At 59.9% G+C, this 17497-nt stretch carries 25 protein-coding genes; 2 read left to right on the top strand and 23 right to left on the bottom strand.

The window, feature by feature from the left end; translation table 11 throughout:
- Positions 1-56: 56 nt before the first annotated feature.
- Positions 57-497 (top strand): PA3611 family quorum-sensing-regulated virulence factor, encoded by a 441-nt coding sequence (locus tag ACP7E3_RS18765; RefSeq protein WP_046384507.1) that lies wholly within the window; start codon positions 57-59, stop codon positions 495-497.
- 380 nt (positions 498-877) lie between these two features.
- A complete protein-coding gene (locus ACP7E3_RS18760; RefSeq protein ID WP_426124036.1) occupies positions 878-1990 on the top strand; it encodes a TIGR00730 family Rossman fold protein in 1113 nt (370 codons plus the stop codon).
- Between the two features lie 60 nt (positions 1991-2050).
- On the opposite strand, the gene recX is transcribed toward ACP7E3_RS18760, so the two are convergent.
- The 23 genes from recX to ACP7E3_RS18645 all read right to left on the bottom strand — a co-directional run bounded on the left by recX (position 2051) and on the right by ACP7E3_RS18645 (position 17483).
- Entirely contained in the window at positions 2051-2518 is a 468-nt protein-coding gene (gene recX / locus ACP7E3_RS18755) for a recombination regulator RecX (RefSeq protein ID WP_017844662.1), read from the bottom strand.
- An 8-nt stretch (positions 2519-2526) separates the two neighbouring features.
- Complete coding sequence (recA, locus tag ACP7E3_RS18750; RefSeq protein ID WP_017844661.1) at positions 2527-3585, bottom strand: recombinase RecA; 1059 nt, start codon at positions 3583-3585, stop codon at positions 2527-2529.
- An 83-nt stretch (positions 3586-3668) separates the two neighbouring features.
- Complete coding sequence (locus tag ACP7E3_RS18745) at positions 3669-4169, bottom strand: CinA family protein (RefSeq protein ID WP_017844660.1); 501 nt, start codon at positions 4167-4169, stop codon at positions 3669-3671.
- 81 nt (positions 4170-4250) lie between these two features.
- Positions 4251-4751, bottom strand: a complete 501-nt coding sequence (locus ACP7E3_RS18740; protein ID WP_426124033.1) for a lysis system i-spanin subunit Rz — start codon at positions 4749-4751, stop codon at positions 4251-4253.
- Complete coding sequence (locus ACP7E3_RS18735; RefSeq protein ID WP_426124031.1) at positions 4739-5296, bottom strand: glycoside hydrolase family 19 protein; 558 nt, start codon at positions 5294-5296, stop codon at positions 4739-4741. The genes ACP7E3_RS18740 and ACP7E3_RS18735 overlap by 13 nt, the downstream gene beginning before the upstream one ends.
- Positions 5297-5318: 22 nt before the next feature.
- Positions 5319-6329, bottom strand: coding sequence for a contractile injection system protein, VgrG/Pvc8 family (locus tag ACP7E3_RS18730; protein WP_057005806.1), 1011 nt, complete (start codon positions 6327-6329; stop codon positions 5319-5321).
- Positions 6330-6341: 12 nt separating this feature from the next.
- Positions 6342-6554, bottom strand: coding sequence for a tail protein X (locus ACP7E3_RS18725; RefSeq protein WP_057005807.1), 213 nt, complete (start codon positions 6552-6554; stop codon positions 6342-6344).
- Positions 6547-6930 (bottom strand): phage tail protein, encoded by a 384-nt coding sequence (locus tag ACP7E3_RS18720; protein ID WP_057005808.1) that lies wholly within the window; start codon positions 6928-6930, stop codon positions 6547-6549. The genes ACP7E3_RS18725 and ACP7E3_RS18720 overlap by 8 nt, the downstream gene beginning before the upstream one ends.
- A complete protein-coding gene (locus ACP7E3_RS18715) occupies positions 6930-8117 on the bottom strand; it encodes a hypothetical protein (protein ID WP_426124028.1) in 1188 nt (395 codons plus the stop codon). Before ACP7E3_RS18715 ends, ACP7E3_RS18720 begins: the two co-directional genes overlap by 1 nt.
- 128 nt (positions 8118-8245) lie before the next feature.
- Entirely contained in the window at positions 8246-8818 is a 573-nt protein-coding gene (locus ACP7E3_RS18710; RefSeq protein ID WP_046384528.1) for a phage tail assembly protein, read from the bottom strand.
- A 51-nt stretch (positions 8819-8869) separates the two neighbouring features.
- Positions 8870-9376, bottom strand: coding sequence for a phage major tail tube protein (locus ACP7E3_RS18705; RefSeq protein ID WP_426124026.1), 507 nt, complete (start codon positions 9374-9376; stop codon positions 8870-8872).
- Positions 9376-10542 (bottom strand): tail protein, encoded by a 1167-nt coding sequence (locus ACP7E3_RS18700; RefSeq protein ID WP_017844650.1) that lies wholly within the window; start codon positions 10540-10542, stop codon positions 9376-9378. The genes ACP7E3_RS18705 and ACP7E3_RS18700 overlap by 1 nt, the downstream gene beginning before the upstream one ends.
- Before the next feature lie 2 nt (positions 10543-10544).
- The gene (locus ACP7E3_RS18695; protein ID WP_169796396.1) at positions 10545-10718 is read right to left on the bottom strand and encodes a hypothetical protein; all 174 of its coding nucleotides are present in this window, start codon (positions 10716-10718) and stop codon (positions 10545-10547) included.
- Positions 10719-10805: 87 nt separating this feature from the next.
- Positions 10806-11078, bottom strand: a complete 273-nt coding sequence (locus ACP7E3_RS18690) for a hypothetical protein (protein WP_128191534.1) — start codon at positions 11076-11078, stop codon at positions 10806-10808.
- Positions 11075-11926 carry a hypothetical protein gene (locus ACP7E3_RS18685; RefSeq protein WP_128191535.1) on the bottom strand — a complete coding sequence of 284 codons (852 nt, stop codon included), beginning with the start codon at positions 11924-11926 and terminating at the stop codon, positions 11075-11077. Before ACP7E3_RS18685 ends, ACP7E3_RS18690 begins: the two co-directional genes overlap by 4 nt.
- Positions 11927-12034: 108 nt before the next feature.
- Positions 12035-12577 carry a hypothetical protein gene (locus tag ACP7E3_RS18680; protein WP_128191536.1) on the bottom strand — a complete coding sequence of 181 codons (543 nt, stop codon included), beginning with the start codon at positions 12575-12577 and terminating at the stop codon, positions 12035-12037.
- The gene (locus ACP7E3_RS18675) at positions 12574-13212 is read right to left on the bottom strand and encodes a phage tail protein I (protein WP_046384531.1); all 639 of its coding nucleotides are present in this window, start codon (positions 13210-13212) and stop codon (positions 12574-12576) included. The genes ACP7E3_RS18680 and ACP7E3_RS18675 overlap by 4 nt, the downstream gene beginning before the upstream one ends.
- Positions 13209-14204 (bottom strand): baseplate J/gp47 family protein, encoded by a 996-nt coding sequence (locus ACP7E3_RS18670; protein ID WP_017844645.1) that lies wholly within the window; start codon positions 14202-14204, stop codon positions 13209-13211. Before ACP7E3_RS18670 ends, ACP7E3_RS18675 begins: the two co-directional genes overlap by 4 nt.
- A complete protein-coding gene (locus tag ACP7E3_RS18665; protein WP_017844644.1) occupies positions 14201-14533 on the bottom strand; it encodes a phage baseplate protein in 333 nt (110 codons plus the stop codon). Before ACP7E3_RS18665 ends, ACP7E3_RS18670 begins: the two co-directional genes overlap by 4 nt.
- Before the next feature lie 9 nt (positions 14534-14542).
- Entirely contained in the window at positions 14543-15154 is a 612-nt protein-coding gene (locus tag ACP7E3_RS18660; RefSeq protein WP_102617348.1) for a phage baseplate assembly protein V, read from the bottom strand.
- Between the two features lie 3 nt (positions 15155-15157).
- Positions 15158-15673, bottom strand: coding sequence for a hypothetical protein (locus ACP7E3_RS18655; protein WP_426124021.1), 516 nt, complete (start codon positions 15671-15673; stop codon positions 15158-15160).
- Between the two features lie 20 nt (positions 15674-15693).
- Positions 15694-16038: a phage holin family protein gene (locus ACP7E3_RS18650; protein WP_017844641.1), complete on the bottom strand. Its 345-nt coding sequence runs from the start codon at positions 16036-16038 to the stop codon at positions 15694-15696.
- 710 nt (positions 16039-16748) lie between these two features.
- The gene (locus ACP7E3_RS18645; RefSeq protein WP_026139757.1) at positions 16749-17483 is read right to left on the bottom strand and encodes a LexA family transcriptional regulator; all 735 of its coding nucleotides are present in this window, start codon (positions 17481-17483) and stop codon (positions 16749-16751) included.
- Between the last annotated feature and the right edge of the window lie 14 nt (positions 17484-17497).

Raw genomic sequence — 17497 nt, 5'->3', positions numbered from 1 at the left:
TGAACGCACAGCCCAGTGGCTGGTCTATGCACCAGTAACCGAATCAGGAGAGTTTCATGCTGCGTTCCATGCTGCGTCTTGTCGCCCCATCCGTCGCCCTCGCGCTGGTCTTGCCTGTTGGCGCCCAGGCGGCCTCGCTGCTGGAGGCCCAAATGAACAAGAAGCTGCAAAGCGTCGCGGCTGAAAGCAACAAAGACCTGCCCCGGGAAATCGATGAAAAAACCCTGGAAGTGGCCTACACCGTTGAAGGCATGCAGTTGATCGATCACCTCAGCGTGCTGCCCGATCGTGCCGAACAGATGCGTGCCAACCCCAAGGCGGTGTATTTCCAGCTCGGACAAAGCGTGTGCCTGAACCACGGCTACCGCGAGCTGATGGCCAAGGGCGCGGTGATGCGCTACGAGATCACCGAAAACAAGACCAACCGCCCGGTGGCTTCGGTGAAATTCGTCGAAGCAGACTGCCCGGCACCGACTGCGGCGAAGAAGAAAAAGTAACTCGCGCATGCCCCGCCGCGCGCTGCTGTCCAGTGGCGCGCAATTCCCTCGTTTGTGTTTGCCGCCGAACGCTGCACGCGGTGACGTGAGACCAATAAGCGGTTGCCAGCCAAGGGTTTTTCGGCCCATGATCGTCTCATTCCCACAACCCGCTCAGCCCAGTTCCCATGCTGTTCTGTAACATTTTCAGGGCAAAACAGAGTTGTCCTCCTGCCATGTGCAGTGCAAAGGTTTTTAAATCACAAGGAACATACAGAGTCGCGCTTTGCCGCTTGGCGAACACTGTGCAATGCCATGGGCATGCAGCGACACATGCAGTGTCGTGGCCACGGACGAACATTTCGCCGCCCGCCCAGGCTCTGTGAAGAAGGAGAAGTTGAATGCCTTACGAACCGAATGACCGCCTGCTCCAGCATTTTGAAGCAAACGGGGTCGACCTCACGCAGCAGGTCGAAGCTCAACTCCAGTTGATCGCACCCAACAGCCCGAATATCCCCCTTTATCGCGACATGATCCTCACCGCGCTACGCATGGCACAGGACGACCGCAGCCGCTGGAACGCCAAAATCACCTTGCAAGCCATCCGCGAACTGGACCACGCCTTCCGCGTGCTGGAACAGTTCAAGGGGCGGCGCAAAGTGACGGTGTTCGGCTCGGCGCGCACGCCGGTGGAAAGCCCGCTCTATGCCCTGGCCCGGGAAGTGGGCGCGGCACTGGCGCGCTCCGATCTGATGGTGATCACCGGCGGCGGCGGCGGGATCATGGCCGCCGCCCACGAAGGTGCCGGCCTGGAGCACAGCCTGGGCTTCAACATTACCCTGCCGTTCGAACAGCATGCCAACCCGACCATCGACGGCACCGAGAACCTGCTGTCGTTCCACTTCTTCTTTACGCGCAAGCTGTTCTTCGTCAAGGAGGCCGATGCGCTGGTGTTGTGCCCCGGCGGTTTCGGCACCCTGGATGAAGCGCTTGAAGTACTGACGCTGATCCAGACCGGCAAGAGCCCACTGGTGCCGGTGGTGTTACTCAATGCGCCAGGTGGCGGTTTCTGGCAAGGCGCCCTGGACTTTATCCGCAGCCAGTTGGAAGCCAATCGCTATGTGCTGCCCACCGACCTGAAGCTGATGCGCCTGGTGTACAGCGCTGAAGCCGCGGTAGACGAGATCAACCAGTTCTATGCCAACTTCCACTCTACTCGCTGGCTGAAGCGTGAGTTTGTGATACGCATGAATCATCCGCTCAGTGAGCGGGCGCTGGCTCAGGTGCAAAAAGAGTTCGCCAGCCTGCGACTGAGTGGAGACTTTCAGCAGCTCGCCTACACCGGAGAAGAGCACGATGAGCCGCAGTTCAGTCATCTGACGCGACTGGTGTTCAACTTCAACGGGCGTGATCAGGGCCGGTTGCGGGAGTTGGTGGACTACATCAACTTGCCGGAGAACTGGGCGCAGGCTCAGGGCAAGACACAACAACGGGTGGCGCCGGAGCCGGCGTGATTTTTGAGCAAAAAAAAAGGCCCGCTATTTTCATAGCGGGCCTTTTATTTTTTGCGTTGTTCAGTCGTCCATGTCCCGACCGCTGAACAACCGGTTGATCATTTCCATCGAAAACCCGCGATAACTCAGGAAGCGCCCTTGTTTCGCGCGTTCCCTGGCATCAATCGGAAGATGCCCAGAGAACTTGCGACGCCAGGTATCTTCCAGCTGTGACTGCCAGCTGATACCGCACTCGCGCAGGGCAAGGTCGATGTCGGCGCGTTGCAGGCCGCGCTGGCTCAGCTCTTCACGAATTCGCGCCGGGCCGTAGCCGGAGCGCGCTCGGTAGGACACAAAACTTTCGAGGTAACGGGCTTCCGACAGCAGCCCTTCTTCCGTCAACCGGTCGAGGGCAGTGTCGATCATCTCAGCGGACGCACCGCGCTGACGCAGTTTACGCGTCAGTTCGACTCGACCATGCTCGCGACGCGCGAGCAGGTCCATCGCAGTGCGCCGAACGGCGACGAGTGTATCCAGCACAACGGTCATCGTTTGGTTCAGACGTCAGTGTCGACTTCTTCCATTTCGTCAACCGGCGCACGGTTGGCTGCAGCTTTCACGTCCGGCGCGGGGGTCAGCAGCTTGTCGCGGATCTGCTTCTCAAGCGCGGCGGCAACATCCGGGTTGTCCGCCAGGAACTTGGCCGAGTTGGCCTTGCCCTGACCGATCTTGCTGCCGTTGTAGGCATACCAGGCACCGGATTTCTCGACGAAACCGTGCAGCACGCCCAGGTCGATCATCTCGCCGTTCAGGTAGATACCCTTGCCGTAGAGGATCTGGAACTCAGCCTGACGGAATGGCGGGGCCACTTTGTTCTTAACGACTTTGACGCGGGTTTCGCTACCGACAACCTCGTCACCTTCCTTCACCGCGCCGGTACGGCGGATGTCCAGACGGACCGACGCGTAGAACTTCAGCGCGTTACCACCGGTGGTGGTTTCCGGGCTGCCGAACATGACGCCGATCTTCATCCGGATCTGGTTGATGAAGATCACCAGGCAGTTGGCGTTCTTGATGTTACCGGTGATTTTACGCAGCGCCTGGGACATCAGACGGGCCTGCAGGCCGACGTGCATGTCGCCCATTTCGCCTTCGATTTCAGCTTTTGGCACCAAGGCCGCCACGGAGTCGACCACGATCACGTCGATGGCGTTGGAGCGCACCAGCATGTCGGTGATTTCCAGGGCTTGCTCACCGGTGTCCGGCTGGGAAACCAGCAGGTCGTCAACATTCACGCCCAGCTTGCCGGCGTATTCAGGGTCCAGGGCGTGCTCGGCGTCGACGAACGCGCAGGTCGCGCCCATCTTTTGCGCCTGGGCAATCACCGACAGCGTCAGGGTGGTTTTACCGGAAGATTCAGGACCGTAGATTTCAACGATACGGCCTTTTGGCAGGCCGCCAATGCCGAGCGCGATGTCCAGACCCAGAGAGCCAGTGGAAATAGCCGGGATCGCCTGACGGTCGTGATCGCCCATACGCATTACGGCACCCTTGCCGAATTGACGTTCGATCTGACCCAGGGCCGCAGCCAAGGCTTTCTTCTTGTTCTCGTCCATTAAAGTCCTCACGTAATCAATAAGGCCTGACGGCCAACACCTGTATAAGTAGACAGTATTGTTCCACAAAGATCGGAGATCGCCTACCCCTGATTTTCTATTTCTGCTGCAGCTCGTCGCAACAAGCCCTCTAGCGCGGCCTTTACCGTTTGTCGGCGGACCTCATCGCGGTTGCCGGGGAAGTGCTGGCGCTCGGCCGTGACCTCGTCACCCACGCCGAACGCCAGCCATACCGTGCCCACCGGTTTTTCCGGCGAGCCGCCATCGGGCCCGGCCACGCCGCTGACCGCCACGGCAAAGCGCGCCAGGCTTTTTTCCTGGGCGCCCCTGACCATGGCCTCCACCACCTCGCGGCTGACCGCCCCCACTTTGCCGAACAGTGCCTCCGGCACATCCAACTGCCGAGTTTTCTGCCGGTTGGAATAGGTGACATATCCCGCCTCGAACCACGCCGAACTCCCCGGTATGCGCGTGATGGCTTCGGCGATGCCGCCGCCGGTACAGGACTCGGCGGTGGTGACGTGGGCATTGAGCACCTGTAGACGGCGACCCAGTTCAGCGGCCAGTTGGGTGATTTCTTTCACGGAGGTCTCCTGGAGTGAGCGGGTATTGGCCTACCCTACATGAGCCCATCGGCCATGCAAGTTGCAGCGTGCATCAAGACACTAACGCACGATGGCCCGCACATACGCCTGACAGGCGCGCAAGGCGATCACGGCGTTATCCGCGTCGTCGGTGATGGCGATAATTCGCTGAGCATGCGCCGGGTCAAGTCGGGCTCGCGTGGCTGCATGAACCACGCCGCCGGCGGCGGTGGCGGCAGGCATTGCGCAACCACTGGCGCTGTCGCTGGCGTCGAGAAGGACTGACAACCGCACATCAGCAGTGGCCAGGCGATCACGCAGAGCGGCCTGATGACGTTGTGCATCGCTCAACTCCCGAGCATGTTGTTGGTCAATGGCGCTGAGTTGTTGCTCCAGGGCCAGCCGTTTGTCCTGCTGCGCCTGTTGCTGGCGCAAAGCTACCTGGCTTTGCTGGCTGAGCGCCTGCGCCTGGGCCGCCGATTGCGCCTCGAGCTGCGCGCCATAACGCCAGGCTTGCACCTGCCACACGAGCGCGCTCAACAGGCACGCGCCGATCAGACGCCAGGCCGCTAGGAAACGCATAGCACCGCCTTCGCACGCGTCCACAAGCGCAAACGCTCCTCCAGGCCGTTGAGCCCGCCGTTGATACGCCGAGTGATGGTGGTGAACTGGTCGTTGTCCGCCAGTTCGTTCAGGCCGTTGCGTTGCCAGAACCAGGCGGCGGATTCGGCGGCCCATTGCGGCTGTTCCAACAGTTCCGGTTGCAGCAGCAGGCGCTCATCGCCAAACAGCGCTTGGCTGCATGCCAGGTAATTTCGACGCCCGGTAATCTGGATCAGCCCCCTGCCCCGGTACTTCTGACCGTCGCCGTCGGCTTCGGGGGTGTTGCCCAGGCGAACGGCCAGGATGCCGGTGTCGTATTTGCTCAGGTATTGATCGCTGCCCAGTTCGCGGACGTAGCGCAATTCGCCGGATTCATGGCCAATTTGGGCGAGGCAGGCGGCGAGGCGTTTCGGATTGTCGATCGCGTAGCAAGCGAATGCCGCATTTAACGGGGATAGAAAAGTGCTCGCGCTGAGGCGGGCGCCCGGCATGATGTAAAGAAGCTGGGGCAGTGTTATCAGCATGGTGCCTACTCCGTAAAAGGTACTACGCCGACAACCCGCCGGCCGTGACCGAACTGCGATAGCCCGTCACCGGATCGCCGACATGCGTCACCTTGGTAATCGACCAGCGCCCCTGCATGTAGGAAGGCCAGGTGTCATCCAACAGCAACAGCCCTTCGGCCGATAACAGCGGGTTCCCCGGACAATCGATCTGCAGCTTGAGGTCTTCACGGCCCACGCGGCGCAATTCACCCTCAGCCACCGCCCGCGCCTCGGCTTCGTTCTGGCAGCGCTGACGCAAGGTCTTGAAGGGCGCAACCCCGACCTGAACCACCCGCTGCTTGCCCGCGGCGGCATCCCACCAGGTGACGCGGCTGCCCTGGTATTTGGCGCGCGAGGTTTCGTCGAGCTTGGCGGTGATGAATGCTTGATCGCCGGGGCGATTGTCCTCGGTGACCGACAGTGTCACGTCCGGCAGTTGCTGGCCGGAGAGTGACTTGACCTGCCCGGCCTCGGCGAGCACGTACAGTTCGTTGATCGGTTTGGTGACGGCGCCATAACGTTTGGCAAGGCGGGTGATGAACGCCATGTCGCTTTCATTGGATTGGTCGATGTGGGCAATCGCAATGCCCTCCAGCGCCGGTGCCACCCGCGGCGAATAGCCGTGGCGGCTGACCATCTGGCGAAACAGCGCGCCCAGGGTGATCGGTCCATAACTGGCGGATCGACGCTGGCGGTAACCACTGGCATCGCTCGCGCTGAATGGCGCCGCGGTGGCGACGATCAGCAAGCGCATGGGAAACAGCACCGGCGTGCGCTGGGTAATGACAAATTCGCCTTTTTCCACCAAGCCGGACTCTTGATAACCGACGCGCAAACCGATCTTGCCACTCAGGCTGGGCAGGCCCTCCAGGCCCTCGATGTTGAGCGTCAGTTCAAGGCGGTCGGACTCAAGGCCCGCCGCGTCGGTATGGCTCCAGTGCATCAGACGTTGATTGAGCAGCGCCGCGTTGGCGCCATAGAACTCCACAATTGGCGTAAATCCCTGAGCCATGTAGCCTCCTTCTTAATCCCACGCCGAAACGAGGCGCAACGCCGCCGGCCGCGAAGCCATTTCGGGCACGATCACCCACACGCCAGCCGGCAGCAACGGGCCGTATTCGGCAAGCGTGGGGTTCAAGCGCCAGAGGGTTTCTTCCGCGGCATCATCGCAACGCCCCAGCTCGCGGTAGAGCAGCAGGTTGACCGAATCACCGGCAATACTTCGCACTCTACGCATTGATGAATTCCTCCAATTCAAGGCTCCAGGTCATGAGCATGGCGGTACCGTCATCGATCACGTTGCTTTGGGTTTCCATCACCGAATTGATCCGCCACAGGCCCCAGTTGCGGCCAATGCCATCCACCAGTGGCAGCGGCACGCGTAGATTTTGCAGGGCGCGCAACTCGTCCAGGCGTTGCATGCCCACGCCGTACATCGCCGTGCCGCTGAAGGTGAGTTTTTCCAGCTTCTGGCCGTTCTGCCGCGACTGCGGTTTGCTCGCGATAATCGTCAGGTCAGCCCAGCCGCCGTCGCTGTTACGGGTCAGCGAGGAATAGGCAAACCCACGGGCGAGCCCAAAAATGAAATCGCCCAGCACCATCTGTTGTCGCATCAATCACCTCCTGGATCGGCCAGTGCCGCATTGCGCCGAACCCCGAGGGTGTCGGAGAGCATCGGCAGGCATTGGAATTGCAGAGCCTGGATCACCTGATTGACCACCTGCTGGGCATCGGCGGGGTTGACGCCGGTGATCTGGATGCTGGGGGCCAGGGTGACTTGCACATTGTCCGTGCATGCGCTGTTGAGTTCCTTGCTGACGGCATTGGGTGCGGGCAGGCGGTCAGCGGGGCTGAACAGTTTGTCCCCAAGCCAAGCGCCCGCTTCGCTGCCGAGCAAGCCGCCGATTGCGCCGCCTACAGCCGTGCCGATGCCAGGCAAAACCAGGGTGCCGATGGCCGCGCCGGCAGAGGCGCCGGCCCAGGCACCACCGGCCGTAGACAGGCCGGTGGTGACTGCTTTTGCGTCGCCATCGCGTATGCCCTGGATCACATTGATGGCGGTGTCGGCATACTTCAACGGGCCGAGGCCACGGGGGACGGGCAACTCCCGCCACCGCGTCGACTTGGCGGTTTTTTTCGCGGAAGTCTTTTTCCCGCCAGAACGCTCATAGCCAGGCGGCAAGATGATGCTCGGGGTGACGGCGCCACGAAGAGACTCGCCGCTGCAGCAGCAGCAGTCCTTGTCTTTGTCTTTGTCTTTGTCTTTGTCTTTGTCTTTGTCGTCTTTAAGCCACTTGCCGGCTTTGGGAAACTTTTGCGCCAGTGCATCAATGGCCTTGCCCGAGACCCTGCTTTTGGCCGTATCCCACAAACTCGAGCCCACATCCTTGGCAATGGTCTTCGCCGCATCGGCCCCGAACTGCAGGCTTTTGTCGACCCAGGAGTCGGCGGCCGGCGGCGGCTCCTTGGGTTGACTGTTCTGCGCCTGCGAGGCGCTATCGACCGTCCTGAGCGCCAGTGAATCACTGGTAATGAATAATGTGCTGTTGAGCGTTTCCAACGTCTCGCGCAACCGCACTTGCTCAAGGGTCAAGGCGTTGATATCCAGGCTCACCGTGACCAGCGCCAGGCCGAGTTCCGACGATGGCTGCGGTTCGGCATCCAGGCTGGAAGGCCCGACAAAACTATCAGGAAGGGGGGTCAGCACACTGTTGAGTGTCGCCTCGTTGGACAGGGCCGCAAAGGTCATCCAGCGCTTGTCTTCTTCGGCGAGCCTGATCTCGTATTGAGTCTCTTGCATCCCGCTCTACTCCTGTTTGACGCCAAGGCGAGTGATCGCGATGTCGTAGCGGCGCAGTGCTTTTCCGGCGTCCCAGTCGAGGATTTCCGCTTCATTGACCGAGTAAATCAGCGGCACCACGTCGAGGATTACTTCGATGTCGCGCTCCGAAAGAAGTCCGCCGGTTTGTTTAAAAAATCATCGATGCGCTCCTGCAATTCCGTCCAGTCAGGCACGGTCAGGCCGGCCAGGTCGGGGATCATCAGGCCAGTGCAGTGGGCGGTGATGAACTCGGCGCGCTCTTTGTTGGTGGCGAGTTTTTTCATCACTTTGGTCGCGCGCAGGGCGGGCATTTCCAGGGGCAGCTCGGTCCAGGTACGGCCAGCCGCGTCGAGGGGCAACAGCAGGTGGACGGGCTGGTCGTGGGTCGCAGCTTCGGGCGCTTGCAGGAAGAATGACGCCGGGCGCGTCGACATCTCATGTACGTATTGGGCGATGCTCACGTAGTCCGGGCGCTTGAGTTGGTCGAGCTCTTTTTCCGACAGGCCGGTGGCGAGTTTCGCCAGTTCGAAGAACTGGTCGTCCTCGTCATCACCGGCCCGGGCCAGCGCGTCTTTTTGCGCGGCGTAGTACAGCGGTTTGAGTTGCACCTGCTCGATCGTCGCGCCGGTGTCGGCGGTGATCGGGGCCAGCAGGAGGTGCAGCGGTGGCATCCAGGCCATGGGGCAATTCCTTGGTCAAGTATGGGGGCGAGCGAGCCCGCCCCCGAGGGGTTACGGCATCAACACCGCGCGGCGGGCGTCGCCCAGAATATCGACGCCGTTGAGGACGAACTTCTGGGTACGCACGTCGATGTCGATCACCGAAATGCCGTTTTCCAGGCGGTTATAGGTGCGGCAGGACAGCTCCAGCGTGGTGGTGGCCTTCTCGCCCATCTTCAGCTTTGCCTCCTCCAGGGATTTGAGCTTGCCGCCCACGGTGTGGTAGGTGAAGTAGGTCTTGCCGTCCTGATCCTGGCCGGCTTCACGCACGTTCAGCAGAATGTCGTCCCCCATCCGCACGCCCAGGGCCAGCATGATTTCCGGGCCGGCGCCTTGCAGGATCAGCTTGGCGTTGAGCACTTTGCCGCTCCTGGCCATTTCCTCGGCAATGAAGCGCCCGCCGGACATGGACTCCATGTCGAACTCGATCTTCGGCGGGGTGAACTCTTCCACGGTCGCGGACAGCGGCAGGCCTTGGAGGGTGGCCGCAATGGCCTGTCTGACTCGGTTGGTAAACATTAGAGAACGTCCTCCAGGAACTGCTCGATGATTTCATCGCGGGCGTTGAGTTGATAAATCATGTGTTCATTGGGCGCATAGCGGCCGTAGTCGATAACGATGAACCAGGTGCCGTTCTTGTACTTCTCGACACTGTTCAACTCCGGGTGCAGGTACACACTGCCGCCGGGGATGGTTTCGTCGGCGACCAGGGTTTGCAGCCAATCGTTGATGCGCTTGACCTCCTGGTCCATGAAGGACTTGGTGAGGTTCTTGGCCATGGCCTTCTGGCCGGCCTTGACCAGCTTGCGGCTGATGGCGTCTTCCAGGCCGACGTAGCTGATGAACTTGCCGGTGATGGAGCGGTTACCCAGCAGCGAAAAACCGCCGAGGATGGTGCGGGCGTAGTAGCTCACGCCGTAGCGGTTGAGCAGGTCGCCTTCGGTGGACGTGTCGAGAATGTTGTACTCGACCACGCGGGAAACGTCCTCGGCGAAGGTCACCTGATTACCCGGGCTTTCCCACTGCTTGACCTTGGCCAGTGCAGCGATGGCCAGGGACGACGGCGAAAGAAACACATTCTTCTTCGCGGCCTTGGAGTACACCGACGGCATGTTGTGTACCAGCAGGCAGCGGTCGAAACCGAGATCGGCACCGCCCAGTTCGCCGCTGTAGGTCACCTGATCGGCAACAGAGGCGTCCTTGCCATCCAGCACCACACGGGCCTTGATGCGCTTGCCGAAGGCGGCGAACTCGCTCGCCACGGCCTTGGTGCCGGTGAAGCCTGGGGCGCCGATGATGGTCAGGTCTTCCGGCACACTGCTCAGGGCCGCCAGGCCAAGTTTGCGCCCGGTGACCGGTTCGTTACCGCCGATCACATGGTTGATCGTGTCAGCCGGGGTGGCGCCCTCCTCCACGATCACCACGTAGACCGGTACCTTGACCACTTTGAGGATCTGGTACACCGCCTGAAACAGCGTGCCCGCCTCACTGCCGGTAGGGTCCAGCAGCGCCTGGGTGGTGAAGCTGTTGATGCGGAACGGGGCATTTTTCGGGATCGACGCGTGGGCATTCGGCGCGGTGCCGACCAGGCCGATCACGTTATCCCCCAGGCCACCCATGGCCTCGGGGGACTCAGTTGCGTTCACAGTGATGCCGTTGTGCTCGAAGTTCAAAACCTCAGCCATGATTATTCAGCCTTCTTGGGGGTGGTATTGAGGACGCTGGTCAGTTCCAAGCGGCCAGCGGTGCGCAGGGCGGATGCTTCGACGTCCAGCAGTTCCAGTTCCTGGCCGGCGGTGGACCAATGGCCGGCGCCGATGGGGAATGGGATGAGGACGGTGTAGGTTTGGCGAGTGGGCATGTGTTGAATTCTCCGGGTGGAAAACACCAAAGCCCCTGCGGGAGGGGCTTTGGGGAGACGAAAAAAAACCGCTTTCGCGGTGAGGGGCTATTTGTGTTCCGGCAACGGGAAGCGGGCCTTGATTTCCGCTATCTTCGCACGCCATTCTTTTTCTTTGGTTTCGGTCTGGTCATACTGCCACTCCATATAAAGCGGATCAGAGTCAGTCCGATAAGCCAGGCGCCGATTAAAGTCTACATCGGCAATGTCTTGCGCCTTTAAGGCAGCATCAATATCCGACTGCAAAAAACCCATATCCAACAATTGCTGAGCGGTAGCATTGTAAGTTGTCTGACCGCCAAATTTAAATTCCTTGATCATTGCTGCCCTCCATCCGCCACAACACTGCCAATATTACTAAGGAAATTGGACAAGCTTCCACGCGAGTCACGCACTACGCCCTTTATCAAATGCGCCCACGTTTTGCTCCCTGTTATCGTAGAGGCTATAGTCGAGAGCACCATCGTGCCACCTGTGAGATCCGCAAAGGAATTTGAGACAGCGGTATCAATCGTCGTCATATTAATATCAACACGATAGTTTGCCGTATACCCAGAGTAAAAAATATTACCTACGCCCAACCGAAGTATTGAACCCGAGAATGAAACCACCCCCTGTACTGTCGACTCCAGGCCGTGACCTCGATAGAAAAGTGACGAACCAAAATAGTACCAACCCGAAGTTCCTGACTTCAAGACCGTCGGCATAACGATGTCTACTGCTCGATAGTAAACAGAGCCCCCCTCAAGCGAGATAAAGTGCAGATTTGAGGTGCCTGGCGAGAATTCACCAACTCTCGGAGTGAACACAGGATTACTACCACTCCCCCAACGTGCGAAGACAACCTTATTTGATACTACTCGATAGCAATACTGTTCACTTTGGCCTGAAAACTCATGTGACTGGGAGGCTTTCAAGTTAATCATCACATAGGGTACTGTTCCCGTCCTAGACATTGCTTCGCCGATTGTCTTCAAAGGTGCCGAGGCCGTACCGAGCGCGACATCGCTGCCATCCACGGCATCGACAAATAACTCTCTCGACATATTGGGAATCATGCGAACCGCAGCCAACACTGAACTATCAATCTCTGCAACCTTATTATTTACCGCAGCGGTCAAACCGTTCGCAGCACTTACAAGCGCTGCAATTTGCTGTTCTGCACTCAAAATTTAATCTCCTTATTCTACTGTTAACTTCCAAGCTCATCATTCAATACCGCCACCAACGCTAAAGCCATTAGTTGCAGGCTTACCTTTTCAGCTCCGCCCCCACACTCACCTCGCGCCAGCTTTCGCCTCCAAAGCCATCACCCGAAATAGAACACTTAGACCTCGAGTCATATTGTCGATATTTGCAGCGGAAATGGCAGCCAACTCATCAATCAATAGGATATTCAAATTTTCAGATCCCACCGCCACCGTCACGCTCTCCGCCGGCAACGGCGAAACATCCAACGTGAACTTCTGCAGCACCCGAGCCGCCGCCGCTTTATACGTCAGCAACTTCCCAGCTACCGAATACACCGCCAACAACGTCCCACTGGCGAGGTAAAAACCGAACTCACCAATCTCATACTCGCCATCGCCATCGAACAGCGCGGCCATCCTGAGTTGGCGCTCGCCCAAGTCCTCGTAATCCACAATCGCCACCCGCTGGCGCTCGTCACGCAAGGCCACTTCCGTGCCGTCTGGGTTGTAGCGGCCGGTGCCGGCGCCGATGTGGGTGATTTCGCCTTTCAAGCCCTGGTTCTTTGCCTGCAGCACTTCATCCAAACCCTTGGAGGTGAAGCGCACCAGGCGCGTAATGTCATCTGTCATGGCTGCGCCCTGAGGTCGTAGTCGTTAATGGTGTAGTGCCGGGCAACGCCAGCACTGTTAAGTCGAGCGCCCAAGGCAAGTTCGGGTAACGCGCCTTGCAGGCTTAACTCGCTGTCGTTAAACGGGGCGTGGACAATCGCGGTCAGGCCAAGGCGTGCTTGTGTCTGGTGAACCACGGTAATCGTCGCCTGGTCGCGCTCGCTCTTCGCGGCGTTGATACGGCGGATCAATCGGTTATGGTCACCGCTGGACCAACTGCGTCCGATGATCGCCTGCACATCGAAGGTGTAAGGCACGCCCTGCGGCCGCTGTTGATACCAGGCGCTGATGTTGGGGCTGAAACCCAGCGACTCCACCGCATAGCTCAAAGCCTTGGGCGTGCCGGCCTGGCGCTGGATCTGCCAGGACAAGCCCACGGTGAGGCGCTTTTCCGTTTCGCTGGCATCCGCGTCCCATTCGCTGACGCCTCGGTCGGCGGCCAGGTAAGGAAGGAATTCGGAGGGTGTTTGCAGCGGGTTCATCAAGGCCGGAAACGGCGGCATGATCCGCTCGAGCAACCTGCCAAACCCCAGGTCCAACGCTTTTTCCAGCGGTGAGCTATTGGCGGGCAACAGACTCGGTTTGGGCTCACTCATAGCGTGCGTACCTCCACCTCGACACCCGTGCAATACGGCGCCTGGAACGCCGAGCAGACAATCGGTGCCAGCGGTTCGAGGATTTGCAGCTGCGCCGCTCCGGCGCTGTGGATGGCGTAGTCGATCCAGCTCGGGTCGACGCGCCCTTCCAGGCGGTGACAGGATTCGGCGTAGGTTTGCAGCAAGCGTTGCGCGGCCACTTGGGTCAGGCCCGAGTCCGGCCCGGCGTTGATCTTGGCCACCACGCGAATCTTGTAGCGTTGGATCTGCGCACTTTGGACAGTGACGAGATCAGTTTCCGGCCGTACATCGGGGCGTGCGAAATGTCTGCGCACGCCGTCAAGCAAATCGGCGGAAGCGGTTCCATCGCCGTCCCTGGACAGCACCGTCACCATCACCTCACCGGGGGCGGTGCGTCGGCCGCTGCCATCCTTGACCTGAGCTGCGTAGCCATCCGGGTCGAAGGTATAGGTGACCGTGACCACACCCGGTGTCGCGCTTTCTACATTGACCGCAGGTCGTTCGCCGAGGGTGAACACCTCGCGGCGATACTGCATGCGAGAACCCGCCGCCGGCGCGTGGGGCGCCAAGTAATAGCGCAAGCGTGCGTCGTCGTCGCTTTCCAGTGTCGGCGGCACCGGCGGGAAGGCCGCCGGGTCGCCGGGGTCCAGCACCTGGCGCTCCAGGCCCATATCGGCCAGGCGTGCGTCGAGGTTACTGCCGGTGGCCCACCACGCCAGCATCTGCTTGATGCGTGCGTTGTACTGGCGTTCGTGGGTTTGCAGACGCACGCAAAACGCTTCCAGGGCCAGACTCAGCAGTTCGCTTTCGTTATCGAGGCTGACCTTGAGTTTGGCGGCACTTTGTGGCGCGCGGGCGGCGACGTAGTCGATGACGAACGCCTTGAATTGCGCCAGCAACGGCTCGAACGCGTCGACGGCAATGATGGCCGGCTCCGCCAGTTGGTTCTGGCCAGGGATCAGCATGCTCATGTCATGACCTCGAAGGATTGTTGGCGGTTTTTCCACGTGCCGGCAAACCGCAGCAACAGACCGGCGCCCTGGCGACTGGCGACGATGACCTGGGGTTGAAAGTCGGCGATGCCGTTCTCGACGTTGTAGAACGCTTTGGCGGCGTGGCTCTGGGCGAGGATCAAGAGGTCGTCGCCGAGGTTCTGCCCGAGCAGTTGGGGGATCAGCGAGCCGTACAACGGGCGCTTCTGGCGAGTGCCCACGGGGGTGGTCAGCGCTCGGGTGGCACGCTGTACGAATTGCAGCCAGTCATCGACCGCTGCCCCGGTATTCCTATCGATTCCGATCATGGCAAATCCTTATGCGGTGCTGATCACGCGGCCTTGGTGATCCACCAGCGGGCCGCTCAAATGCACGCCGCCGGCATCCAGCAGCACACCGACGGCGCCGAGTTGCAAGGTGATGTGCTTGGCGCTCATCTGCAACGTGGCAGCGCCGACCTTCGCCTCGACCTGTTCGCGGGAACCGCTGAACACGGTGGGCCCGTTGGTCCAGTTGAATGTGTGGCTGGCGTCGTCATAGTCACTTTGCGTTCCGTCCTGGTGGCGGCGCCGGGTCAACGATGCAACGCTGGAGACCGGCGGAAACAGGCTACTGTTGAGGCCGAAAAGCGCTACTGACTGCGCAGCGCCTTCCCCACCGCCATAGTTGAGCAACAAACATTGCTCGCCCACTGACGGGATGCGCGTTTCGGTCTGCGCCCCCGCGCTGGGGTTGAAAAAACCAATCGCCGGGGTCAGCAAGTCGCCGTGGCTGACGATGCAGGTATTGCTGGCGGCGTCGACCTGCTGGCATATGCCGATCCGACAAAAGCTTTCAGCGCGTCGGTACAGGTCTTCGAGCTGGGCCTCCATTTCCGCCAGGCGCTCGACGATCGGTCCCAGTTGCATGCGTAACAAAGCATCGAACATGGACTACTCCTGCAAGGGTCGGTATTGGTCAGGATCGTCGATATTCGAGACTTCCCACGTGCAGGCAAACAGCGGTTTTCCGGTGGGGTCTTCGAGTATCGGCGAGCCGAGGTAGATGTTTTGGGTGAAGGACACTGTCCAACTGTCGTAGTCGGTTTCGGCACTGCCCTGTAGGGTCGGCGCCGCGACGATGGCGCTTGGCAGGTCACACTGGTCCGACGGCAGGCCCCAGCGATTATCGAGGGCCAAATCCATCAATTGACTGGCCAGGTCGCAGGCGTCGTAAGGCGCCGAACCACTGGCAACCCTGGCCACGAGTGACACCGACAGTGCATGGGCCTTACGCCCTTCAAGGGATCGAACGCCGGGGCCGTTGCGTTCCACGGTAATCAGCACGCCGGTTTTATCCCCGGTGCCCTGGAAGTCCTGGTGGTTGCCCACACGCAATTGTGGGAAGGCGCCCTTGAGCGCTTCGCCAATTGCGATGGGCAGTTGGGAAGGTTTTTCGATAGATGTCATCAGTCGCGTCCTTGCAGCGGTTACTGCTGATCCGGGCGGGAGGGCGGGGCCTCGTCGACGCCAATGCGCTTGGCCGCCCAACGTTCATAAAGGCCAATGGCGACGTCTGCACCGGCCATCGCTGTCAGGCAGCCGAGGGCGCCGGCGGTCCAGATCGACATGCCGGCGGCGTACAACAGCATCAACGCCGAGACCCCGCAGACCATGCACGCCCCAGACCGCAACGCGAGGCGCCGGATCAGCGACCAACCACGGGCGCCCTCCTTGTCGGCGCGCCACATTTCGCCAGAAACTCCGCCGATCAGCGCCAGTACGATCACCAGCCAGATAGGCATTTCCGCTAACGCTTGCTGCTCGTTTGTCATGTCACGCCTCCTGGCTGAGCAATGCCGGCAAAATGCCGGCGTTTGGGTAAATCCATTTATAGGTAGGCATTCCAAAAAGCCCGGTTGCCCGGGCTTTTCAGTAATGCGGTCCTGTGCCCAGCCTCACCCATACGATCCTCTTGTGAGGAGTGGCTGTTGTTGAGCGGCAACGCCGCATGGCGACAAAAGACGCCTTCAAAAGGAACAGTATGGGTGAGGCTGGGTACTCGATCTTTCGGCGCTACTGGCGCGGTACGGATCTTTCCTCAATGTTTTTCCGACCACGATCCCTGTCTGCCGGATAACTGCTTCTGGTGCTTTACGCTGCACACCCGGGTCAGTTGCCAACCCTCTGAACCGTCAAGGCCGGTTCATCGCTGCCTATTCTTGTAAAACGGTGAAACTAAAGAGCGTCGGCATCCTTGCCGGTGTTACCTGGCATCCCTGCCATCGCTTCGATGGCGTCCGTGCCGATGTTGCGTGCCTTCCTTGTCGTTCCTGGCAGCATCCTTGCCGCCTCCACCGAGCCTTGTTGGCCGGCTTGAGACAAAGAATATGCATGTATGCATATACAGTCAATGCACAAATGCATTTATTTTTGCAGAAGAAATGCATTGATGCATTGTAAGCCTTACTGGCAAAGGGTTTGATGCCTTTCTACAGACGAAAAAAAGCCCGCTGATTGGCGGGCTTCGTCTTACACAAAAAGGTTAACGGGCGTACATGCCCCACCAGAAGACATGACCGAGGATGCTGATCTGTTCATCCTGGATGTCCTGGAAGCTGTAGTCTTCGTCCGGGTGTTCATCGCGGTTGAAACTGCGCAGGCGAATCCCGGAAGGCAGGCGATAGAGCTGTTTGACCCGCAACTGACCATTGTGATTGATGGCGTACAAGTCGCCATCGACGATGTCGCCAATCGCACTCTTGCCCGCATTCACCCCCACCGTCGCGCCATCACGCAGCACCGGCAACATGCTGTTACCGCGCACCGTCACACACTTGGCCTGGTCGAACTGCACACCGTTATGCCGCAGGCTGCGCTTGCCGAACCGCAGGCTGGCCTTCTCGCTTTCCTCGATGACGAATCTTCCTGATCCAGCAGCCAATTCAACCTCACGCAGAAAGGGGATCGACACCTCGTCGTCATTCACGGGGGTGTCGTCATCCCACAGGCTTATGTCCTTGAGTTCCGAATGCATCGGGTCGCGCCCTTCATCCCGCGAAACGCCCACCGCCGCGCGCCCGCGCAGTTGGTCGGTGCTGACGCGGAAGTACTCGGCAATGCGCGAAATATGCTTGTCCGAGGGGTCAACGATCTTGCCGCTGAGGATCCGGGACAGCGTGGATTGAGGCACGCCGGTACGCCGGTGAAGCTCCGTGGGGGAGATCCGGTCGCGGTCCAGCAATTCTCTTAAGACGATAGAAACGTTGCGTTTTTGCATAAAGCGGATAGTGA

The organism is Pseudomonas sp. PSPC2-3, from assembly GCF_049898265.1.
GTDB lineage: Bacteria > Pseudomonadota > Gammaproteobacteria > Pseudomonadales > Pseudomonadaceae > Aquipseudomonas > Aquipseudomonas veronii.
The sequence above is the reverse complement of the archived record's forward strand: the minus strand, read 5'-3'. Positions and strand labels throughout refer to the sequence as shown.

What these genes read in the sequence shown, in the direction of transcription:
- ACP7E3_RS18725 (WP_057005807.1), bottom strand. Translation starts at nt 6,554, where the DNA reads ATGCGTAGAGTGCGAAGTATTGCCGGTGATTCGGTCAACCTGCTGCTC.
- ACP7E3_RS18670 (WP_017844645.1), bottom strand. Translation starts at nt 14,204, where the DNA reads ATGAGCATGCTGATCCCTGGCCAGAACCAACTGGCGGAGCCGGCCATC.
- ACP7E3_RS18650 (WP_017844641.1), bottom strand. Translation starts at nt 16,038, where the DNA reads ATGACAAACGAGCAGCAAGCGTTAGCGGAAATGCCTATCTGGCTGGTG.
- ACP7E3_RS18645 (WP_026139757.1), bottom strand. Translation starts at nt 17,483, where the DNA reads ATGCAAAAACGCAACGTTTCTATCGTCTTAAGAGAATTGCTGGACCGC.
- ACP7E3_RS18710 (WP_046384528.1), bottom strand. Translation starts at nt 8,818, where the DNA reads ATGGCCTGGATGCCACCGCTGCACCTCCTGCTGGCCCCGATCACCGCC.
- ACP7E3_RS18660 (WP_102617348.1), bottom strand. Translation starts at nt 15,154, where the DNA reads ATGTTCGATGCTTTGTTACGCATGCAACTGGGACCGATCGTCGAGCGC.
- ACP7E3_RS18700 (WP_017844650.1), bottom strand. Translation starts at nt 10,542, where the DNA reads ATGGCTGAGGTTTTGAACTTCGAGCACAACGGCATCACTGTGAACGCA.
- recA (WP_017844661.1), bottom strand. Translation starts at nt 3,585, where the DNA reads ATGGACGAGAACAAGAAGAAAGCCTTGGCTGCGGCCCTGGGTCAGATC.
- recX (WP_017844662.1), bottom strand. Translation starts at nt 2,518, where the DNA reads ATGACCGTTGTGCTGGATACACTCGTCGCCGTTCGGCGCACTGCGATG.
- ACP7E3_RS18720 (WP_057005808.1), bottom strand. Translation starts at nt 6,930, where the DNA reads ATGCGACAACAGATGGTGCTGGGCGATTTCATTTTTGGGCTCGCCCGT.
- ACP7E3_RS18675 (WP_046384531.1), bottom strand. Translation starts at nt 13,212, where the DNA reads ATGAGTGAGCCCAAACCGAGTCTGTTGCCCGCCAATAGCTCACCGCTG.
- ACP7E3_RS18690 (WP_128191534.1), bottom strand. Translation starts at nt 11,078, where the DNA reads ATGATCAAGGAATTTAAATTTGGCGGTCAGACAACTTACAATGCTACC.
- ACP7E3_RS18665 (WP_017844644.1), bottom strand. Translation starts at nt 14,533, where the DNA reads ATGATCGGAATCGATAGGAATACCGGGGCAGCGGTCGATGACTGGCTG.
- ACP7E3_RS18730 (WP_057005806.1), bottom strand. Translation starts at nt 6,329, where the DNA reads ATGGCTCAGGGATTTACGCCAATTGTGGAGTTCTATGGCGCCAACGCG.
- ACP7E3_RS18705 (WP_426124026.1), bottom strand. Translation starts at nt 9,376, where the DNA reads ATGTTTACCAACCGAGTCAGACAGGCCATTGCGGCCACCCTCCAAGGC.
- ACP7E3_RS18740 (WP_426124033.1), bottom strand. Translation starts at nt 4,751, where the DNA reads ATGCGTTTCCTAGCGGCCTGGCGTCTGATCGGCGCGTGCCTGTTGAGC.
- ACP7E3_RS18695 (WP_169796396.1), bottom strand. Translation starts at nt 10,718, where the DNA reads ATGCCCACTCGCCAAACCTACACCGTCCTCATCCCATTCCCCATCGGC.
- ACP7E3_RS18765 (WP_046384507.1), top strand. Translation starts at nt 57, where the DNA reads ATGCTGCGTTCCATGCTGCGTCTTGTCGCCCCATCCGTCGCCCTCGCG.
- ACP7E3_RS18735 (WP_426124031.1), bottom strand. Translation starts at nt 5,296, where the DNA reads ATGCTGATAACACTGCCCCAGCTTCTTTACATCATGCCGGGCGCCCGC.
- ACP7E3_RS18760 (WP_426124036.1), top strand. Translation starts at nt 878, where the DNA reads ATGCCTTACGAACCGAATGACCGCCTGCTCCAGCATTTTGAAGCAAAC.
- ACP7E3_RS18680 (WP_128191536.1), bottom strand. Translation starts at nt 12,577, where the DNA reads ATGACAGATGACATTACGCGCCTGGTGCGCTTCACCTCCAAGGGTTTG.
- ACP7E3_RS18655 (WP_426124021.1), bottom strand. Translation starts at nt 15,673, where the DNA reads ATGACATCTATCGAAAAACCTTCCCAACTGCCCATCGCAATTGGCGAA.
- ACP7E3_RS18715 (WP_426124028.1), bottom strand. Translation starts at nt 8,117, where the DNA reads ATGCAAGAGACTCAATACGAGATCAGGCTCGCCGAAGAAGACAAGCGC.